Here is a 16762-nt window from a genome sequence, read left to right on the forward strand (position 1 = left end):
AGGAGGTACCCTTTCTGACAACTGCGTTCACCATTTCAAATGGCCTTTGATGCCCTGGCCTTGCAGGATCGACATCGTGCCTGCCGCGCCCAGGCCAAGGTAACCAGCGGACCGTCGGAAGAAGCCGCCAACGCCGCCCTGACGATGGCCTGCATCGATTTCGTCCACCCAAAAATCGGCCGCTTCGCGTGCGGCGGTTTTTTCGCCTTTGATTGCGGAGCGAGCTTCGGTTCCGGCCAGTGCAATTGAGCCGAAAGCTGCGAGCCCGGCGGCAAGGACCGATCCGGCACCACCACCCGTGACGAGCTTGCCCGACACCGAGACCACGTTGAGAGTGCCCGAGGCCGTGCCCTCGACCACATTTGCAGTGCCAACGCCGGTCTCGCCTTCGGCGATTTGAGTGATCCCTGTGCCAACCTGAATGCCGCTGGCCGCCATACCGATCACCATGAGCCCACGGCCCATGACCCCTAGGATGGCGCGGCCCCCGGACAGGGTCTGCGACACTGCCTTGCTACCCCGCATTGCTTTGGCGAGCTTGGAAATTGAGGTGATTTTGCCTTGCTTGTTCACCATGTTCATGGTGTCGACTTTTTGCACCATCGACGCAGTATCGGGCGCAGCGCCCGGGCGGTAGACTTGCACGGTGCCCTTGATCATGCCGGTATTGGTGTCGAATGAGGTCAACATTCCGTTTCCCTGTTTCGGGATCTCGATCAGCGTCCAATTGCCGTTGCCATGCGCCACCAGATGAGACCGGACTCCGGCGACCTTCACACCCTGGGCATGGGTGGTGTTGACGTCTGCAAAGGAAACCATGGCAGTGGGCGGGTGCGTGTGTGCGATAGCCGTCGTTCCCTTTGGAATCGAGACCTCGGGCTTGGTGGCCGTGCCCTTCAATATCTTGAACGTGTTGTTCTCTTTGATAAGGGCAAACTCCTGCACGCTGCCTTCAGTGTTCCTGACCTGAGTCGCCAGCGCATCAAGCGTCTCAAGACCCTTCTGCAACGATGCAACTTCAAGGCCTCCGTTGGGCACAGTGGGCGGCGCAGTGCCCTCGGGATCGTTGAGCGTTACCGGGTTGTTATAGGCATAAGCATAAAGGTTCAGCCCACCTTCAATTCCGATGGGATCGGCGCTGATCCATCGGCCGAGCCAAGGGGCGGCATAGCGGGCACCATGATGGTTAAGCCCGGTTTCGGCATCCCGCTCCATCGCGGTATATCGAAAACGTTTCGGACCTAGGCCAGCGGTGGCAACGCCTTGATAGGTGGTACTGCCGAAGGAGCTGTATTCCTCGTAAGACAGAACATTGCCGTTCTCGTCCAGTTCGATCCCCACACTGCCCACATGGTTACTGTGCTGATAACGAATGACGCGGCTGACCGCTCCACCGGCGATCGTCGTCTCAACCAATGCAATACGGCCAGCTTCGTCCCCCACATGCAGGGTCTCTCGGGTCCGCGGGTTTGCACCCGGTTCGCGGATAATGTCGAACCCGCCCAGCGAGATCGTTTCGCGACGGATGGCTCCTGCAGCGGTTTCTGTCACTTTTCGGATGCGGGTCCCGTCAGAGGCGTAAACAAAGAAAGTGCGGTCCCCTTGGTGCGCCAGGCCGTCCGCATCATCAGGTCCAACTGCCTGACGGCGGCACATGCGCAGTTGGTTGTCGTGGTCCCATGCGATCTGATCGAGATGAGAAAGGCGCAGCATGTTGCCCATCGCATCATAGCCGTCACCGCCCTGACTGATGATATCATTCAAGGCACCGACCGATGTTTGACTTAAGCGGTTCGAGGATACCCCCGCGGCCAGATCGCTGTCCTCGCCATAGGTGTAGGTCCGCGTCCAACCGGGCGCCACGGGATCAGAGCCCCGGTGGCGCATCTCAATCAAGTTGCCCGCAATGTCATAGTGAAAACGCTCAAGATAACGGCCAAGGGCGAAACCATCACTGCGGTGTGGCAGCCGGGTTCGCGCGGCGTCGTTATAGCTGTGGGCGCCGGGTGCGCCGCCTTGCTGGCCCAGATGTTCGCGGCCCGTCGCCTCGATCAATCGATGCAGGGCATCAAACGTATAGTCGTTAGAGGCATCAACACGGCGATTGCGGAAAAAGATCTGCTGTTGCGCGCTGTCGCGGATGTGGGTCACGTGACCGGACACATCGTAGATCATGTGCTGCGCCTGCAAGTGGCATCCTGGCCAGCCTGCAACTGGCGGTGTCGGACAGTCCGAGCCAAATCCGGTTGCATCGCGCCGGGTGATGATGCGTTCGGTGAGACGGGTCAACGGATCATGCAGGATTTCTGTTTCAACCGCGTTGCCATAGGTGATGCGTTCGCGGTCGCCCCAAGGGTTGTATGCAATGCCTGTGACCACGGAATGATCCGCAGTGGCGGGATCCAATAAAGTGTCAGGTGCCGCGGGTCGTGCGTGCCAGGTGTCCACCCGATCAAGCCGCGAGGACGGGTTATAGCGGTACTGCACAACCTGGATGCGCGCGCCCGGCGATTGCGATTGCAGCGGCACCAGTTGGACCGGACGGTCCAGCGCGTCAAAGCGGGTTTGCCCTGCGAAAATCTCGGGCTCAGTCGCCACGGGTGCGGCCCAATCGAGCGTGGTGCGAAACTCCTGCGCCAGTTGCCGCTGGCTGCGGATTGGGTTGCCTTTGAAATCATGGGCCAGAATTTCCATCGTGCCGGATTGGTCGCGGCTGATCGCGATGCGTTTGCGGCGGTTCAGGGCTTCGGGTGTCGGCAGCGATTCTCCGTAGACCGTTTCATCGATCCGCAGCTCAGGAACCGCATTGATGCTTAGATGAGTGGCGATGGGTCGGCGCAATACATCGAATTCGTGGCGCAGCCGGTGGTCGCGCGCATCCCACGTAAACGCCGTTTCGCCATTTACATCCGATAGCCGCCAACGGGTACCGCCCTCCATACTGTCGGTCCGAATGGCGGTGCTGAGCATGTCGAAAGCGGTACGCTGAACCTCGCGCCCAAGCTCATCCCAGGTTCGGCGCGTATTGCCTTCGATATCGATTTCGGTCGCAACGCGGTGGAGTGTCTCGGTCGGTAGGGTGCCCGGGGCCGTGTTGCTGTAGAGAGTGCGGTTCGTGGTGAGGTGCGCGATCAGCGCACCACGGGTATCCGCCAATGCCCGCATCGGTGTGTCATCATAAAGCGCCGATTTCGATGCAGCCTCAGTGGCGCGCTGCCGGTCTTCGGGATCGGGGAAACGGGTCGCCAACGCCTGCGCTTGCGCCGGATCAGTGCGCAGCGCGTGCCAAGTGGGTAAATAGGCAGCCTGCGGCAACCTGCGGAAATGGTCGCCAAGATCGGGGTCTTGGGCGGGATCCGAAATCAGTACAGTATCGCCCGGGTCCCATGTCGTCTGGTCCCAAACAGAAAACCGGTGTTTGCTCCATGTATGATCGGGATTCAAAATCCCGATCTCTCTGCCCAATGCGTCGTAGAAGAAAATTGGGCTTACACCGATGCGGATGTCGGACTCATAGGTCGGGCGATCTGTGAAGAACGGTTCGAACTGTCGAACAATATTGCCTTTGTTGTTGCGCACTTGCCAGCCGGTACCGACCCAGCGTGGCGACTGCGATGCGGACATAACCGGCCGACCATCAGGTCCCAGCAGAATGCTCCCCGAGCCATCACGCGTTGGGACCGGACCGTCTTCGGCCTGAATCTTGCGTTGAATTTCCTGCCCCATCCCATCTGTAAAGGTAATTTCGGACAGGAACGGGGTGGCTTGACCCGGCAAAAGATCGCTGTCGTGAACCTCTCGATGCAGGGAAAGACCGATGACGGGTGATGGGACAGGATCCCCACGAGAGTGATAATAGGCCCAGGGATCATAAACATAACGCATTGTCGCGCGCCCAAGTGCTGCCAGAGCTTCAGGTCCACGCGGATTAGTCAGCACTTGGGTGCGTGCTGCAGGCACCGGTGTCGGATCAAAGCCATCCAGCCTGTCACCTTCGTCGGGCCCATCGACCTTGCCCATTCGGGCCATGCCGGTCACGCGGCCATAGGCGTCAAAGACCACCTCGCTGCGATTACCGTTCTCATCGGTCAATACCAAGGCTTGCAAAACGCGATAATCCTGTCGGCGTTCGGTGATTGCGCCAGCTGGACCGGTCGAGCGTACCCCTGCCGACATGCGATTGCCCAATGCGTCCTGCGTTTCCTCGATCAGCAGGTCGAAAGCGTCATAGCGGGCTGTTGTTTCCGTATGTGTCGCAGGCTGATGGAACGGGTCCCGCAGGCGATGTGGACGAAAGAAATGCTGACGTGCAAATGCCAGCTCTTGCGCGGGCGTATCACCGCTTGAGGGCGACAAAAGCTGACGGTCCGATGGGCGCCACCACTGGCCGTCGCCGTCAATCTCGGTGTATCCCGCCTGCGCCATCTCGGCCGCACCAACGCGGCCTCCATAAACCTGCGTGACAAGACCCGGCGTGAAGGCCAGTTGGAAGCTTTGATGGAGAAGCCCCAAACTGCCCATCTGGCCAAGCGGCAGTGGGCCGGTCAGCGTATCATCCCTGAAGTACTGACGGCGGTGTTCGATCAGACGACGCTGCACCTGACCCGCGGTTGAGGTCGCTTCATAAGCAAGATCGGCTGCAGCGTTCGCCTCTGTCTCGATCTCATCAAAGGACAAACGCGTACCCGGCGCTGGGCTTAAGCCGGTAAGCTCAAAGCTTTGTTCTTCACATGACACCGGGGCGCGGTAGGTTTGATCTGTCGCGATCAGGTCCGTGACGCGCCGCGTGTGTAATACCGCATATAACTGCGCCTGACGCACCTGATCTTCAGGCGTCAGCGTCGGATCAGGTGTTTGCCGGCCATACATGACATCGACGCGGCGCAGTTCAGTCCCAAACGGGTCAACCTCCAGTATGACCTGATGCTGAAGGCGTGGGTCATCGGGGATCCGCTCATAATGCGCGGTTAGACTTTCCCGGGCATGGGTCAGAAACACGGCATGACGGTTGGGTCCACGGGACTGCAGCAGATGCACAGTCTGCGTTTGCTCGACCACCTGATAGGGGTGACCGTTGGGATAGCCGGGCTCCGCCCTGCCATCGAGTGCGTAGGTCTCACGTCGCAGCACTGTGCCGCGAAGCGCGCGCGCAGCCTCGCGGGTTTCTCCGGTTGTCAATCCGGGTGGCAACACCGTGTCGGGCAAAAGCCGCCGCCGCGCTTCAACATCGTCGTCACGCCAAGCGGGTGCGCGCCAGTATTCCCCACGATCCTGCCCATCAAGCAGACCAGCCAAGACATCGGGCAGACTACCTTGGTCGAGATACACGCCGGTATGAAACCATGTTCTGGTCAGTACGGGCGGAACATGAGACGCCGGGTCTTCGTTTGATGCCAGTGGCCCCAGCGCATCTGACGAGAGCGCTGCGAATTCCTCGGTGTCCCATTGTTCGACCATGCCAAACCCGCGAAACTCTCGCTCGACCCCGTCGAAATGGCCATGGTGAAAGGCAAAGCGAGATACGAACCGGGTTTGCGCCACACGATCATGTGTGACGATGCGATCAACCACCTGCACCGGGAACGGCAGGCGCGTGGCCCAAGGGCGTCCTTCATAAAGGTCTTGCAGGTAAAACCGCGACGACGAGGCATAGCGCAATTCGGTCTCGCCACCGAAATTGTTGACATATCGGGTCATAAGATGCGGTTTTTGTCCGCCCATCAGATCGACGTAACGCAGTGGCTGACCTGCGTCGCGGGACAAAGTAGAGGACCACACAAGACAGGCGGTGCCCGTTCCAAATAGATCGAGCAGATCAACCGAAGTTTCGGTATCAAGCGGCGGCACATTCCCTAGGCGTCGACGCGGTGCAAGCCGGTTGCCAGACATGTTGAAATAGAGGTCGATACCTTCTGCACCCAGATAGACAATGTCGGTGGTGCCCGAGCCGTCGATATCCGTCAGGCGCAGGCGGCTGCGGTCGAACATTTCGGGGCGATCAAATTGTGGCGCGTCGTCCATCGCCACTTTGGTGCCGAAACGCCCATATCCGCAATTGGGCCAATAGGCGACTTCACCACAGCGGATACGAACCAGATCAGACAATCCGTCGCCGGACATATCCGCCAGAAAAATTGCAGCCTCAGGATCGGAAAACACAAGTCGGGGTCCGTCAGTGTCGTTCCATGGCTGCGCTTGCCTGCGCGCGGGGCCAAACCCGGCCTCGCCTTCAGAGGGGTGCCAGACAAAAGCGGTGTCCTCGGTCAGAAGAATGTCTGCAAGGCCATCGCCTGTCAGGTCAACCATCTTCATGCTGTCATTGGACGCATCTACATGTGGCCAATATTCAAACGCGCGGAAGTCGGACCAACCTGATTGCGCGTCGCGCTCATGGAACCCCGGGGTTGTCCGGTCCATTACCACCAGATCCGGGCGACCATCCCCGGCAAGGTCCATCCATTGACCTGACTCGGCAAATGCAGGCCGTTCGGCAACCAGCACGGGGGCAGCAAAGCGCGCCGTTCCATTCATTGGTCCAAGGTTGCGAGTGTAATGCCAGGCACCTGGGGTCGAAGTCAAAATTCCACCAACACCGTCACCGTCCAAATCAACCCAGTTTGCCGGATCGGTAAGTCGGGCCGGAGCACCTTCGGTCTGCTCGCGGTCAAGGCCGTGCACAATATCGTTCACTTCAGCTCGGCTATAGGTGAATTCCACCGGTGGAATTGCCTGTCGTCTGTAGGCGAGGAACGTGGCTCCGTTCACATCGAGCGGTGCAACCGTATCGTCCGGAGCGAAGCCCGACTGCGCGACCGCCATGAGGAATGAGCCATAGCGCGTACTGCCGGGGTGCTGACGCTCGTCATCAGTGCCAGCACCGGGAGGGGTGAAATCGTCATAGGAAAACTCGGTTGCCTTCACGAGACCGCGATAGCCCGGTTCGCCCGTCGGCAGGTCGGGGATATCGTGAAATGTCAGAATTCGATGGCAGCGACGATAGCGCCGAACCTCAAAGCCCGCGCGGTAGCTTGATGTGGGGTCCGGGCGCACTTGCCAATTTCGGCCGGGATCAGCGGATGCATGGACAAGCTCATGCTGAGCATCCGCCGCCACGTTGGGATCAGGTGCGATTGGCAACAGGTGGTCTTCGCCATAATCGAATACGACCGTGAACAGCCATCCACCTGCATTCACATCCGGATCAACCAAACGAGAGACTCGATTGCCGTAACGGATGCGTTTCAGGTACCGCTCGGCTGTGCGGGACCGATTGGCTTCGTGCGCCTGCGCCTGATCGATGCCAACTGCGTCTTCGGCGACATGCTCGTATCGGATGGCGTTGCCTTTGTCGTCGATGGTCTCGGACAACAACCAGCGAAATACACGGGCGGGGTCGTCCGGGTCTGCTACCCTTGATAGGCCTGACGCGCCATAGATCGAAGTGACGTTTTCGCGCGACGTGACACGCCAATGCGCGATACCCGTCGCCTCGTCTGTCCACCGCTCAATGCGGGCAAAAGCGCTTTCGATCCGTGGGCGGAACCTGTGGATGGTCACACCTGGAAACCGCGCGCGATCTTCCCATTGTGCCCCCTGAGAATCGAGCAGCGGCACCAGATCTTCAGACCCCGAAATCAGGAAGACATCCGATCCGGCGGCATCGTCGTATCGGGGCAGGCCTTTTTCCGTTTTGCGCGTAATCTCGGGCAGCGAAAGTGACCATCCAAAGCCGAATATGCCGCTGCTGGTGCCAGCCTCATAGCTCAGTTGCAGCTCTGGTGTGAAACCACCACGCCCAGGGCTGACAGGAACCGGAATCGTCAAGGACGCAGACCCGGTCACCGGGTTCGAGGTAATCTTTTCACCAATACCAGAAATCGCGCCACCGCCTTTCGGCAGATTAAGCGACAGCACATCTTTGTTGGCGCCATTGTCACCTGAAATGGCGGATGCTTCCGACCTTTGAGGTCGGGAAATGGCAGTGGAGCCTAACATTCGGCCACCATAAATTCGTCATAAAAATATCAGCGCCACAGGGGTGCTTTACGTAGGGTAAGCAATCGGAAACCGCTGGGTCAATGCAATCAGATGGGATCGGCGATTGTCTGCCATACCGTTCTGGTTGTGTTGTTAAGCACAAGCTCGCAAGCCTTGGACAAGGCTACGAAGTTTCATTGCGCCGGCAGTTTATCACCGGGGTTGCGGGACCTGCAGAAACAATAAACCAGTAGGGGTAAGGGCAGGGTACGCGTGCGAATCCGGTTCATGTGGGCCAGCTAGAATCAGCGATCCGACTAACGGACGCGCCTGAGGTAGACGTAATAGGCGCCATCACCGCCATGGCTGATATGTGCGGGTGTTACCTGCAGCACTGCTTGTGCAAGTGGTGGAATAGATAACCAGTGGGGCACCTGATTGCGCAAGACCCCACGCGGCGTTGGAATGGGTCCCGGTTCGTCCCGGTCCTTGCCCTTGCCGGTTATGACAAGCACCAGCCGTTTGCCCTGTGCCTGTGCGGTCAGGACGAACCGAACCAATGCGGGATGGGCTGCGCTCATGCGCATCCCGTGCAGATCCAGCTTGCCTTCGGGCTTGAGCTTGCCGCGTTTCATGCGACCAAAAGACTTGGTGTCCATCTGCACCGGATTTGTCCGTAAACCTTCGGTGATCGATGGCTTCAGGTTATTCCGTGACGGTTTGGTTGGCGCAGTCTGACCCAGTTCAAAGGCTTCTATCCGCGCCTTGGGCGTTTTGGTCGGTTTGGGCTTGGGCAAGGTAGTGGGGTGCACAGTCTGAGGTAGTTCGGGGTGCAAACGCTCAGCCTGTTTGGCGACCTTGCGCCACAAATCGATCTCATCCGCAGTCAGTTTGCGCCGGGTCATCAGAACTCATCCGGTAACAGGGCGTAGGCCCTCTGGATCGGCAACAGCACAACCATACGGCCGGGATCCTTCAAGCGACCGGCGGCCTGCCCGGCATCATCCCCTGTGCCAAAGAAAATGTCGGCACGTTGCGCACCCTTGATCGCCGATCCGGTGTCTTGTGCGATCATCAATCGGCGCAGCGGGTTTTTGCCATCCTTTTCTACCCAAACTGGCGCGCCCAAAGGTGTATAAGCCGGATCTGCCGCGATACTGCGCATCGTGGTCACTGAGCGGTTCATGGCGCCTAACGGTCCGAACTCGGGCGCGACACGCGTCACTTCACGGAAGAAAACATACGAAGGGTTGTGTAGTAACAGCTCAGCCCCGGCTTCAGGGTTTTTGCGTACCCAGGTCCGGATCATCTGCGCGCTGACCTGGTGCGCGCCCAGCGCACCCCGTCGGACCAGTTCCGCGCCGATCGAGCGATAGGGATGCCCATTCGCACCGCCATATCCAACCCGCAATGCACCGCCATCGGGCAGACGTATCCGGCCCGAGCCTTGAATTTGCAGAAAGAACAACTCAACAGGGTCATCGACCCACGCTATCTCAAGGCCCCGACCTGTTAGGGCGTCACCGGTCAGCAGGTCACGGCGACTGAGCCACTTGCCCGCCTCTCGCGCCTCGGGCGGCATCCGGTAGAGTGGATAGCGGTATTTGTCAGTTGGGGTTTTCGACCCATCCAGTTCAGGTTCAAAATATCCGGTGAACAGGGCGTCATCGCCGTCTTCGACCAGAACAGGACGAAAGAACAGCTCGAAAAAAGCCCGCGCCGCGCCAGGTTCATAACTCTGAGCCACGCCACACAGCGCCTGCCAATCAGGATCGTCCAGATCACCACAGGTGTTCAGAAAAACCGAAAGGGCCGCCCCGTGATCGTCGGCGGCCCAGCCATCGAGGTCATCGAATGACAGGATGGATCGCGTCGCCTCGGCTCCGGCGGCGCTGGCAGTGGTCATGACGACCCCCAGAAGTAGCGACCGGAGCGCTGCAATCATGCGTCCGTGGCAACAAGCAGCCAGTTCGGATCGTCCGCGCCCATGACACGGGCAAAGGTCCAGCTGTCCTTTTGGCGTTTGACGGTGTTCGGGTTGCCTTCGACAATATCCCCGCCGCGATCGCGCACGACCGACGTCAGCTCACCGATAAAGCGCATGGTGATCTCGGCCTGATTGGTATCCTTATCGAAGGTCGCATCGACCAGAGTGGTTTCACGCACCCCGATGAATTCGGCTTCGATGGTCAGACCTTTGTCTTCGCGATCCGCAACAACCGATACAAAACTGTCGAATACTTCTTCGGACAGGAACGGCTGGATTTCGTCCAGATTGCCCTTTTCAAAGCCCATCACGATCATCTCATAGGCGCCGCGCGCGCCCTGAACAAATTCGCTGACAGAAAAACTGGGTTCGACCCGCTTCATTGCGGCCAAAGTTTGCGCCTGTTCACTTTCTTCGGCCACATGGTCGGTGATGTCGTGATCTGGCCCGCCTTCAATCACTTCGAAATCACGGCGCGCGCCATTGGTATCAGGCTGTTGCTGAAGGGGCGGTTTCTCAAAACCTTCGCGTGTACCCAACACGCTTTTCAAGCGCAGGATCAGGAAAATGGCAATTCCGGCCAGCACCAGAAGCTGGATCAGGGGTGAGTTCATTTCGTCCTCTTTTCAGAACCCGGGCTTTGTATACGCTGCCCTCTGCCACTATGTAGGTGACAGTCGGGGCCAAGTCCACAGCCCGGACCATGCTAAAGGATACCGCAAATGTACTTGTTCTTGGCTTTTTTATTGGTTCCGATCATCGAGATCGCCCTGTTTATCCAGGTTGGCGGTCTGATCGGGCTTTGGCCGACGCTTGCAATCGTGGTTCTGACCGCCGTTCTGGGCACGGTTCTGGTGCGGACACAAGGTCGCATGGCGCTGGCCAATTTGCAGCGATCCTTTGCCGAATTGGACGACCCAACCGAACCGCTGGCCCATGGGGCGATGATCTTGCTGTCTGGTGTTTTGCTGCTGACACCAGGGTTTTTCACCGATGCCATTGGTTTTGCTCTGCTTGTTCCCGGCATCCGGGTCGCAGTGTTCCGCTATCTCAAGTCTAAGGCGACCATCACGCATTTTCAAATGGGCACCGGCGCACAATTCAGGTCGGGGCCAAACCCGTTTGATCAGGACGATGTGATAGATGGCGAATTCACCGAAGTTCGCCCTCGCCAGAACTCCGGAAAGCCGTCGAAGTGGGTGGAAGGCCCGCACCAGCATTGAGCTATCCGGCCCAAATTGCTAAGCAGTGCCGAATTTCAATTCCGGAGAAGTTTCATGGCTGACGAAAGCCCTGCAGAAAACACCGCCGCACAGGCAGCCCCTCAGATCCAGATGCGCGTTCTGGGACAGTTCATTCGCGACATGTCCTTTGAAAACGTCATGGCGCAAAAAGGCGTCTCAGGCGACGTACAGCCCGAGATTTCAGTTCAGGTCAATCTGGACGCAAAGAAACGCACGACCGAGCACCAATATGAAGTCTCGATCAAGCTAAAACTGACATCCAAGGCCAAGGGCCTGGAAGACGTCCTGTTCCTGTGCGAAATCGACTATTGCGGCCTGTTCCACGTGGAAGGTGTGCCCGAAGATCAAATGCATCCGTTCCTGATGATCGAATGCCCGCGTATGCTGTTCCCGTTCCTGCGCCGCATCGTCAGCGACATCACACGCGACGGTGGCTACCCGCCGGTCAACCTGGATAACATTGATTTCGTGGCGCTCTATCGCAACGAACTGGCGCGCCGTCAGGCGGCCGCACAAGAGCAAAAAACCGACGCCTAAGGTTTTGGTCCGCGTCTGGTTCGGGTCAGGCGCGGGTCCACAGGGCGTTCTCGCCCAGCTTTTCAACAAATTTCTGATGTGCTGCGCGCTCATCCTCGGTGATCCGGGATGGCAGGGCATCGGGTCGCGCTGTCGGGCGCCATTCCTCACCACCGCCAGACGCTGCACTTGCCGACGTTGACAATCCAAAATCGGGCTGACGGCCTCCGATCAGCTCCAGATACACTTCGGCCAGAATTTCCGAGTCAAGCAGCGCGCCGTGCAGCAGCCTGTTCGAATTGTCGATGCCAAACCGGCGGCACAATGCATCCAACGAAGCGGGTGATCCCGGAAACCGTTTGCGGGCAATGGCCAGCGTATCGATTGCCTGATCCATCGGGATCAGCGACACCCCCATCCAGCCCAGTTCGGCGTTCAGAAACTTCATGTCGAACGAAGCGTTGTGGATCACCAGCTTGGCGTCACCCACGAATTCACGAAACCCTTGCCCAACCTTGGCAAAGACAGGTTTGTCCTTCAGCGTCACTTCGCCCTTTTCCGGCGGGCGCGGGTTTTCCAGCAGGTCGGGGCCGATGCCATGCACACCAAATGCCTCTTCCGGCATAGAACGCTCGGGGTTGATGTAGACGTGATAAGTTTCTCCTGTGGCAACGTGGTTCCACAGCTCAACCGCGCCGATCTCGACGATCCGGTCGCCGCTTTCGGGATCAAACCCTGTGGTCTCGGTATCGAGTACAATCTCACGCATCTGCCAACCCTGCCCGTATCTGCCTGACGATATCCTGCACCTGCGCGCGAGCATGGTCCAGAGTATCCGTGACAATCACGAAATCCGATCGCGCGCATTTCTCTTCGTTTGGCATTTGCTTGGAGCGAATCTGCTCAAACTGCGCCTCATTCATCTTGCCGCGCGCCATGACCCGTCTTTTTTGTTCTTCAGCAGAGATTGAAACACAAGCAACAGCATCCATCGCCGCATCACCACCGGTTTCAAACAACAGCGGAATGTCGAATACCAAGATTTCGGCGGACGACGAAGAACGAAATGAGGCGCGATCCGCCGCTACCAGAGGGTGTACGATTTTTTCTATTGTTTTTAGCGCGTTAGGATTATCCGCAATGATTTGCTTCAATGCATCCCGGCTGACCGCATCCTCGGCAATGGCGGTGGGAAACGTAATCCGCATGGGCTCAACCGCCGCACCGCCCTTTGCATAGAGCCGATGCACCGCAGCATCCGCATCCCAAAGCGCACAGCCTTCATCTGCAAACATCTGAGCGGTCGTGCTTTTTCCCATTCCGATTGATCCGGTGAGCCCCAGCGCAAAACTCATGCCAAGGCCGCCGCGCGGGTTTCAGCGTCCACTTCGGGGCGAACACCGAACCAGCGTTCAAACCCGGGAACAGCTTGATGCAGCAACATTCCCAGCCCGTCGACCGTTGTACATCCAACCTCTTCCGCCTGTTTTAACAGATGCGTTTGAAGCGGCGCGTATACCAGATCGGTGACAACAGCGCCGGGTTGCAATCCATCCAGTGGAACGCGTAACTCTGGCTGCCCTTGCATACCCAAAGACGTAGTATTCACGACCAGTTCTGCATCTTCGATCACGTTGCCCGCCTGCACCCAGTCGACGACCGTAATCCGTTGGCCGAACTCTTCTTTCAAATGATCCGCACGGGTGCGGGTGCGATTGGTCAGCAGGATTTCAGGCACTCCGGCTTCTGCAAGCGCTTGAAGCACCGCCCGCGCAGCACCGCCCGCACCAAATACTACCGCAGGCCCATCTTGCGGGTTCCAATCAGGCGCACCGCTGCGAAGATTGGCCATGAACCCGTAGCCATCCGTATTATCCGCGTGAATTGAACCATCCTCGCGGAATACAAGCGTATTTGCCGCCCCGATGACTGAGGCACGGTCCGAGACATGATCCGCCAACCGCAAAGCAGCCTCTTTATGCGGTACGGTCACGTTGGCCCCAACGAACCCAGCCTTGGGTAGTGTCCGCAGAACGGTTTCCAGATCGGCCGGGGCGACATCCATCGGGATGTAGTGCCCCACCAATCCATAGGTTTTCAGCCAATGCCCGTGCAGTTTTGGCGAGCGGGAATGTGCGATGGGTTGCCCAATCACACCGGCCAGAGGAACGCGATGCTCAGTCATTGATCGATCACTCCCTTCAAGGCCAGAAAATTGAGCAGCTCTAACAGGGGCATACCCAAGACGTTAAAGTAGTCGCCGTCAATGGTGGCAAACAGGCGCACGCCTTCTTCTTCCAGTTTATAAGCCCCCACTGCGTGCCGAATACTGTCCCAGTTCCGCGCCACGTAATCACGTAAATAAGCATCCGAGCTGGCCCGCATCCGCAAACGCACCTGACCTATATGCCGCCAGATGGGCTCACCATCCTGATAGATCACCGCCGCCGACAGCAACATATGTCGCTTGCCGCGCATTGCTTTAAGCTGCGCCAGTGCTTTTTCGGGTGTTTCCGGCTTCGACAGCATCTGACCTTCGAAATCCAGAACCTGATCGCAACCCAGAACCATAGCGCCGGGCACTTTGTCACTGATCTTACGTGCTTTCATTTCGGCAAGCGCATCGGCAACATCACGGGGCGGAGCTCCCTCAGCCATCAGGGCGCGTTTGGCTGTGTCTTCATCCACCCGCGCAATCTGAACCGAAAACGGGACGCCTGCGTTTCTGAGCAGCTGCGCGCGGATCACGGACCCTGAGGCAAGGACTATGGGGACAGTCATGTGGAAAACCCCGTGTGCAAATCAATGAGTAGTCTCGAATGGTTTGTATGGCTTTCCGGTTGACACGCAACCCCGGGAATTTGGCGCAAGACTTCCCCGAGTCGCCCGGATCCTGTCCAGACGGGACAAGGATAAGTTGGAATACTCGGATAAGCATCCGATCCCGGATTGTTCCAATGGTTATCCACAATTCAGCCCGAGCTTTTATCTCATAATTTATTGTTATTAATCATTTTTTTTCTTACTCAACAGATTCTGCGCCGATGTGCTTCACTTTTTCCACCTGGGGAAAAAGGCAGGACAAAAAAGTAATCCACCGAATTTGATCTCCCTACAAAACCATCATCCTTTTTCTTTCTTATTTTTTTTATTAGGAGGGTTTCAGGTAAGCCCGGAATACCCAATGACCGATATTCTTTTCGCAATATACCCTTGGGTGAAATCGCTGCACATCATGGCCGTGATTTCATGGATGGCTGGTTTATTCTATCTGCCCAGATTGTTCGTGTATCACGTTGAAAAGGCGCAAGCCGTAGAGGGTGCGCAACAGATTTTCTTTGAAATGGAAGAAAAGCTGCTGCGTGTGATCATGCGCCCCGCAATGGTCGTGGCCTGGGTCTGCGGGCTGATCATGGTGTTCACGCCTGGTATCGTCGGATGGGGCTGGAGCTGGCCCTGGGTCAAAGGCGCAGCAGTGATCGGCATGACATGGTTTCACCATTGGCTTATGGCTCGGCGCAAGGACTTTGCTGAGGGGCGAAATAAGCTGACTGGGCGGCAGTACCGCATGATGAATGAGGTTCCGACCGTTCTAATGGTTGTTATCGTTCTAGCGGTCGTTGTGAAGTTCTGAGGGCCTGTTTGACTCTTTTGAGGTAAGCGCTTATCAAACGCGTAACGCGCCCGTCCGGGCGAGGTATCTTCCGTTCTGAAATTCCACTCTGGTGCCGCGATCCAAGCGGCCGAGGTTCGTATCATCATGACAACTGAATCCCTGAATCTGGCCGATCTGAAGGCCAAAAGCCCCAAAGACCTTCTGGCTATGGCCGAGGAGCTTGAGGTCGAAAACGCCTCAACCATGCGCAAGGGAGAGATGATGTTTCAGATTCTGCGCGAACGTGCAGATGAGGGCTGGACCATCGGTGGCGACGGCGTGCTGGAGGTTTTGCAAGACGGGTTCGGGTTTCTGCGCTCGCCCGAGGCGAACTATCTACCCGGACCGGACGACATCTATGTTTCGCCTGACATGATCCGCAAGCATTCGCTGCGCACCGGAGATACGGTTGAAGGTGAGATCAAAGCGCCCGATGAAAACGAGCGTTACTTTGCGCTGACAAATGTCACCAAGATCAACTTTGAAAATCCGGACAAGGCCAAACACAAGATTCTGTTCGACAACCTGACGCCTCTATATCCGGATGAGCGTCTGAAGATGGAAATCGAAGATCCGACCATCAAGGACAAGTCTGCTCGCGTGATCGATTTGGTTTCGCCGATTGGTAAAGGTCAGCGATCACTGATCGTGGCGCCACCGCGGACTGGTAAGACGGTGATCCTGCAGAACATCGCGCATTCCATCGAACAGAACCACCCGGAGTGTTATCTGATCGTTCTGCTGATCGACGAACGCCCGGAAGAGGTGACTGACATGCAACGCTCGGTGAAGGGTGAGGTTGTGTCTTCGACCTTTGATGAACCCGCGACTCGCCACGTGGCCGTGTCGGAAATGGTCATCGAAAAGGCCAAGCGCCTGGTCGAGCATAAACGAGATGTTGTTATTCTACTCGATTCGATCACAAGACTTGGTAGGGCATTCAACACTGTGGTGCCATCTTCGGGTAAAGTTCTGACCGGTGGTGTAGATGCAAATGCCCTGCAACGGCCCAAGCGCTTCTTTGGTGCTGCGCGGAACATTGAAGAAGGTGGTTCGCTGACCATCATCGCCACCGCCCTGATCGATACCGGCAGCCGCATGGACGAAGTGATCTTCGAAGAATTCAAGGGCACTGGTAACTCGGAAATCGTTCTGGATCGTAAGATTGCAGACAAACGCGTGTTCCCGGCAATCGACATCCTCAAATCCGGCACCCGGAAAGAGGATCTGCTGGTCGACAAGGGTGATCTGGCCAAGACATTCGTTCTGCGCCGCATCCTCAATCCGATGGGCACAACAGATGCAATCGAGTTCCTGTTGTCGAAGTTGAAACAAACCAAGACGAACGGCGAATTCTTCGATTCAATGAACACCTGACAAGGT

The 16762-nt window shown here is 57.5% G+C and carries 12 protein-coding genes; 4 read left to right on the forward strand and 8 right to left on the reverse strand.

Translation table 11 applies throughout. From position 1 onward, the window contains the following. Window positions 1-27: 27 nt before the first annotated feature. The 4 genes from ACR0EN_RS18845 to ACR0EN_RS18860 all read right to left on the reverse strand — a co-directional run bounded on the left by ACR0EN_RS18845 (window position 28) and on the right by ACR0EN_RS18860 (window position 10578). Window positions 28-7995, reverse strand: a complete 7968-nt coding sequence (locus ACR0EN_RS18845) for a SpvB/TcaC N-terminal domain-containing protein (RefSeq protein WP_480588280.1) — start codon at window positions 7993-7995, stop codon at window positions 28-30. A gap of 299 nt (window positions 7996-8294) precedes the next feature. Further along, a complete protein-coding gene (locus ACR0EN_RS18850; protein ID WP_170515080.1) occupies window positions 8295-8882 on the reverse strand; it encodes a Smr/MutS family protein in 588 nt (195 codons plus the stop codon). Then, window positions 8882-9922: a murein transglycosylase A gene (mltA, locus tag ACR0EN_RS18855; protein ID WP_480588282.1), complete on the reverse strand. Its 1041-nt coding sequence runs from the start codon at window positions 9920-9922 to the stop codon at window positions 8882-8884. Before mltA ends, ACR0EN_RS18850 begins: the two co-directional genes overlap by 1 nt. Beyond that, on the reverse strand, window positions 9919-10578 hold the full coding sequence (locus ACR0EN_RS18860) for a Tim44/TimA family putative adaptor protein (protein WP_480588284.1): 660 nt from the start codon (window positions 10576-10578) through the stop codon (window positions 9919-9921). Before ACR0EN_RS18860 ends, mltA begins: the two co-directional genes overlap by 4 nt. A gap of 108 nt (window positions 10579-10686) precedes the next feature. Here ACR0EN_RS18860 and ACR0EN_RS18865 point away from each other — a divergent pair, with 108 nt between their 5' ends. Both ACR0EN_RS18865 and secB read left to right on the forward strand, forming a co-directional pair. Beyond that, window positions 10687-11187: an FxsA family protein gene (locus ACR0EN_RS18865; protein ID WP_170399458.1), complete on the forward strand. Its 501-nt coding sequence runs from the start codon at window positions 10687-10689 to the stop codon at window positions 11185-11187. A 54-nt stretch (window positions 11188-11241) separates the two neighbouring features. Next, a complete protein-coding gene (gene secB / locus ACR0EN_RS18870; RefSeq protein WP_170399455.1) occupies window positions 11242-11745 on the forward strand; it encodes a protein-export chaperone SecB in 504 nt (167 codons plus the stop codon). A 25-nt stretch (window positions 11746-11770) separates the two neighbouring features. Here the strand turns inward: secB and dnaQ are convergent, their stop codons facing one another. From dnaQ to ACR0EN_RS18890, 4 genes are read right to left on the reverse strand one after another with little or no spacing between them, the layout of a single operon-like run. Further along, window positions 11771-12493 (reverse strand): DNA polymerase III subunit epsilon, encoded by a 723-nt coding sequence (dnaQ, locus tag ACR0EN_RS18875; RefSeq protein WP_170426353.1) that lies wholly within the window; start codon window positions 12491-12493, stop codon window positions 11771-11773. Further along, window positions 12486-13079 (reverse strand): dephospho-CoA kinase, encoded by a 594-nt coding sequence (gene coaE / locus ACR0EN_RS18880; RefSeq protein WP_170819272.1) that lies wholly within the window; start codon window positions 13077-13079, stop codon window positions 12486-12488. The genes dnaQ and coaE overlap by 8 nt, the downstream gene beginning before the upstream one ends. Then, window positions 13076-13909 (reverse strand): shikimate dehydrogenase, encoded by an 834-nt coding sequence (locus ACR0EN_RS18885; RefSeq protein WP_170515525.1) that lies wholly within the window; start codon window positions 13907-13909, stop codon window positions 13076-13078. The genes coaE and ACR0EN_RS18885 overlap by 4 nt, the downstream gene beginning before the upstream one ends. Then, window positions 13906-14505, reverse strand: a complete 600-nt coding sequence (locus tag ACR0EN_RS18890; protein WP_170819271.1) for a nucleoside triphosphate pyrophosphatase — start codon at window positions 14503-14505, stop codon at window positions 13906-13908. Before ACR0EN_RS18890 ends, ACR0EN_RS18885 begins: the two co-directional genes overlap by 4 nt. A gap of 403 nt (window positions 14506-14908) precedes the next feature. Here ACR0EN_RS18890 and ACR0EN_RS18895 point away from each other — a divergent pair, with 403 nt between their 5' ends. Together ACR0EN_RS18895 and rho are read left to right on the forward strand one after the other, a co-directional pair. Continuing rightward, window positions 14909-15358 (forward strand): CopD family protein, encoded by a 450-nt coding sequence (locus tag ACR0EN_RS18895; protein ID WP_170819270.1) that lies wholly within the window; start codon window positions 14909-14911, stop codon window positions 15356-15358. A 126-nt stretch (window positions 15359-15484) separates the two neighbouring features. Then, window positions 15485-16756 carry a transcription termination factor Rho gene (rho, locus tag ACR0EN_RS18900; RefSeq protein WP_170399438.1) on the forward strand — a complete coding sequence of 424 codons (1272 nt, stop codon included), beginning with the start codon at window positions 15485-15487 and terminating at the stop codon, window positions 16754-16756. Window positions 16757-16762 lie beyond the last annotated feature (6 nt).

This window comes from Ruegeria sp. AB7 (assembly GCF_056542625.1).

Bases quoted from the DNA above. Each gene is read 5' to 3' on its own strand.
- ACR0EN_RS18850 (WP_170515080.1), bottom strand. From the start codon at position 8,882: ATGACCCGGCGCAAACTGACTGCGGATGAGATCGATTTGTGGCGCAAG.
- dnaQ (WP_170426353.1), bottom strand. From the start codon at position 12,493: ATGCGTGAGATTGTACTCGATACCGAGACCACAGGGTTTGATCCCGAA.
- mltA (WP_480588282.1), bottom strand. From the start codon at position 9,922: ATGATTGCAGCGCTCCGGTCGCTACTTCTGGGGGTCGTCATGACCACT.
- secB (WP_170399455.1), top strand. From the start codon at position 11,242: ATGGCTGACGAAAGCCCTGCAGAAAACACCGCCGCACAGGCAGCCCCT.
- ACR0EN_RS18890 (WP_170819271.1), bottom strand. From the start codon at position 14,505: ATGACTGTCCCCATAGTCCTTGCCTCAGGGTCCGTGATCCGCGCGCAG.
- ACR0EN_RS18845 (WP_480588280.1), bottom strand. From the start codon at position 7,995: ATGTTAGGCTCCACTGCCATTTCCCGACCTCAAAGGTCGGAAGCATCC.
- ACR0EN_RS18885 (WP_170515525.1), bottom strand. From the start codon at position 13,909: ATGACTGAGCATCGCGTTCCTCTGGCCGGTGTGATTGGGCAACCCATC.
- coaE (WP_170819272.1), bottom strand. From the start codon at position 13,079: ATGAGTTTTGCGCTGGGGCTCACCGGATCAATCGGAATGGGAAAAAGC.
- ACR0EN_RS18865 (WP_170399458.1), top strand. From the start codon at position 10,687: ATGTACTTGTTCTTGGCTTTTTTATTGGTTCCGATCATCGAGATCGCC.
- ACR0EN_RS18860 (WP_480588284.1), bottom strand. From the start codon at position 10,578: ATGAACTCACCCCTGATCCAGCTTCTGGTGCTGGCCGGAATTGCCATT.
- ACR0EN_RS18895 (WP_170819270.1), top strand. From the start codon at position 14,909: ATGACCGATATTCTTTTCGCAATATACCCTTGGGTGAAATCGCTGCAC.
- rho (WP_170399438.1), top strand. From the start codon at position 15,485: ATGACAACTGAATCCCTGAATCTGGCCGATCTGAAGGCCAAAAGCCCC.